The sequence below is a fragment of the Bradyrhizobium sp. SHOUNA76 genome (assembly GCF_023006445.1).
In the GTDB taxonomy this organism is placed as follows: domain Bacteria; phylum Pseudomonadota; class Alphaproteobacteria; order Rhizobiales; family Xanthobacteraceae; genus Bradyrhizobium.
This window is the reverse complement of the sequence record NZ_JALBHA010000653.1, coordinates 1-2924: the sequence shown is the minus strand read 5'-3', so window position 1 is coordinate 2924 and position 2924 is coordinate 1. Positions and strand designations below refer to the sequence as shown.

General features: G+C 63.2%; 3 protein-coding genes and 1 pseudogene. 2 read left to right on the top strand and 2 right to left on the bottom strand.

The window, feature by feature from the left end; genetic code table 11:
- Positions 1 to 645 (bottom strand): hypothetical protein (locus MOV74_RS35095; RefSeq protein WP_246931674.1); only part of this gene is annotated, 645 nt, incomplete at its 3' end.
- A 288-nt stretch (positions 646 to 933) separates the two neighbouring features.
- Here MOV74_RS35095 and MOV74_RS35090 point away from each other — a divergent pair.
- Positions 934 to 1857, top strand: a complete 924-nt coding sequence (locus MOV74_RS35090) for an ABC transporter ATP-binding protein (RefSeq protein ID WP_246931672.1) — start codon at positions 934 to 936, stop codon at positions 1855 to 1857.
- Positions 1854 to 2615, top strand: coding sequence for an ABC transporter permease (locus tag MOV74_RS35085; protein ID WP_246931670.1), 762 nt, complete (start codon positions 1854 to 1856; stop codon positions 2613 to 2615). The genes MOV74_RS35090 and MOV74_RS35085 overlap by 4 nt, the downstream gene beginning before the upstream one ends.
- 102 nt (positions 2616 to 2717) lie before the next feature.
- On the opposite strand, the pseudogene MOV74_RS35080 reads toward MOV74_RS35085, so the two are convergent.
- Positions 2718 to 2924 (bottom strand): annotated as a pseudogene (locus MOV74_RS35080) (hypothetical protein); the annotation flags it as partial.

The window sequence follows — 2924 nt, the reverse complement described above, 5'->3', positions numbered from 1 at the left end:
CGGGGCGCGCGAGCGCATGATCGCTGCGTCGATCTCGGCGATGACGCGGCGCTGGATCGCCTCGTTCTTGTCGATCGAGATATGGCCGACGCCGGTGCCGCGCACGTCGACGTTGTCGAGCTTGCCGCGGAAACCGTCGGCGCGCTTCACCGGCTCGCCGGGACCATCGCCGATATAGATGTTGATGTAACGCTCCGCGCCGGTCGAGAGCCTGGTCTTGAACACGGAGTCGAGGCCGATCGCGAGCTTCACGGGCACGCCGAGCCGGTTGAGTTTCGCGATCATGTCGGGCAGCGCGGTCGCGCCGGAGGAATGGCCGACCAGGACGATGGTCTTGAGCCGGCCGGCCTTGTAGGCGGTCGCGGCTTCATCGGCGAGCGAGGACCAGGAGACGAAGTTGGCGACGGTCACAGGGACGCCCTGCGCCTGGAGCCGGGCACCGATCGTGTCGAGCCCGAGCGAGAAAATGTTGAGCACACCGCGAAGCAGGTAGACATGCGTGGTCGCGGCCGCGGCCTGGCTGGGCGCGGCCTTGGCGGTGGTCGGGTTGATGGCAATAGCTGACAGCAGGAGCAGGCACATCGCCCACACGCGGAGGGCGGACAACTGGCTGGCGCCGGCGGTGTGACGGCCGTTCGGTCTCATCGATCTATTCCCTGGGGACAATACGCTTTGCGATTGGCCGGAATCGTAGCCACGGCCTGCTCGCAGACGCAACAAAGAGGCACGTGAACGACAATCTTAGCCACAGCCCGTGACCATCGCGCAACACACCTGCCCGAAACATGCCACCAAAGGGCCTGTTTGGGGACCATTTTCCTCCGGACAATTGCGGCCGGGCAAGTGCGTTCCTATTTCAGGGCTCCGCTGACCTCCCTCCCCGGACGGTTCCAGCCTCCCCTCCCAGCCTTTGCCCCCAGCCTTGCGGCCATCATGTCCTCAATCATTTCCGTCGCCAATCTGTCCAAGACCTATGGGTCCGGCTTCACGGCGCTCAAGAACGTCAATCTCGACATCAAGCGCGGCGAGATCTTCGCGCTGCTCGGTCCCAACGGTGCGGGCAAGACCACGCTGATCTCGATCATCTGCGGCATCGCCAATGCCAGCGAAGGCCGCGTCCTCGTCGGCGGCGAGGACATCCGGACCTCCTACCGCAAGGCGCGCTCGCTGATCGGACTCGTGCCGCAGGAATTGCACACCGATTCCTTCGAGAGTGTGTGGGCCACCGTGAGCTTCTCCCGCGGCCTGTTCGGCAAGCCGAAGAATCCTGCCCATATCGAGAAGGTGCTGAAGGACCTCTCGCTGTGGGACAAGAAGGACAACAAGATCATCACGCTGTCCGGCGGCATGAAGCGCCGCGTGATGATCGCCAAAGCGCTGTCGCACGAGCCGCAGATCCTGTTCCTGGACGAGCCGACCGCCGGTGTCGACGTCGAGTTGCGCAAGGGCATGTGGGAGGTGGTGCGCACCCTCCAGCAGTCCGGCGTCACCATCATCCTCACCACGCATTACATCGAGGAAGCCGAGGAGATGGCCGACCGCATCGGCGTCATCAACAAGGGCGAGATCGTGCTGATCGAGGACAAGACGACCTTGATGCAGAAGCTCGGCAAGAAGCGGCTGACGCTGCATCTGCAGAACAAGATCACGTCGCTGCCGGAAAGCCTCAGCCATTACGAGCTCGAACTCTGCGATGCCGGCGCCACGCTGGTCTACGACTACGACACCAAGGGTGAGCGCACCGGCATCACCAGCCTGCTCGGCGATCTCCGCACCGCCGGCATCCGCTTCAACGATCTCGATACGACGCAATCGTCGCTCGAGGACATCTTCGTCGATCTCGTGAGGACGTCATGAACCACCGCGCCATCCGCGCCATCTATCTGTTCGAAATGGCGCGCACCTGGCGCACGCTGCTGCAAAGCATCGTCTCGCCGGTGGTTTCCACCTCTCTCTATTTCGTGGTCTTCGGCGCCGCGATCGGCTCGCGCATCAGCCAGGTCGAGGGCGTCAGCTACGGCACCTTCATCGTGCCGGGCCTGATCATGCTCTCGGTGCTGACCCAGAGCATCGCCAACGCCTCGTTCGGCATCTACTTTCCGAAATTCACCGGCACGATCTACGAGATCCTGTCGGCGCCGATCTCCTATTTCGAGATCGTGCTCGGCTATGTCGGTGCCGCCGCGACCAAGTCGATCATTTTGGGCCTCATCATCCTGGCAACAGCCGGTCTGTTCGTGCCGCTGCACATCCAGCACCCGGTCTGGATGCTGACCTTCCTGGTGCTGACGGCGGTGACGTTCAGCCTGTTCGGTTTCATCATCGGCATCTGGGCCGACGGGTTCGAAAAGCTGCAGATGATCCCGATGCTGGTGGTGACGCCACTGACCTTCCTCGGCGGCAGCTTCTATTCCATCGACATGCTGCCGCCCACCTGGCGCACGGTGGCGCTGCTCAACCCGGTCGTCTATCTGATCTCCGGCTTCCGCTGGAGCTTCTATGAGATCGCTGACGTCAGCGTGTCCGTCAGCATCGGCATGACGGTGGCGTTCCTGGTGATCTGCCTGGTCGTGATCTGGTGGATTTTCAGGACGGGGTACCGGCTGAAGAATTGAGACGGCTAGTAGCGCGGATGGAGCGCAGCGAAATCCGGGGCAGTCTTTCCGAGCCGTGAAAGACCCGGATTGCGCTGCGCTCCATCCGGGCTACGGGGGCCATCACCGATAGCAATGGAAGTGGTGATATCCGTCATAGTAGCCGCGGCAGCGGTGGCGGTAATGACGGTGGGGAATCCCAAGCACACCCTCGACTGCGCCAACGGCGCCGCCGACACCGGCGCCGACGACGCCTCCAACCGCGCCGCCCACGGGGCCGGCGATCCGGTTACCTTCATAGGAGACTTCCTGGGCGCCGCTCACGATGCC

Bases quoted from the DNA above. Each gene is read 5' to 3' on its own strand.
- MOV74_RS35090 (WP_246931672.1), top strand. From the start codon at position 934: ATGTCCTCAATCATTTCCGTCGCCAATCTGTCCAAGACCTATGGGTCC.
- MOV74_RS35085 (WP_246931670.1), top strand. From the start codon at position 1,854: ATGAACCACCGCGCCATCCGCGCCATCTATCTGTTCGAAATGGCGCGC.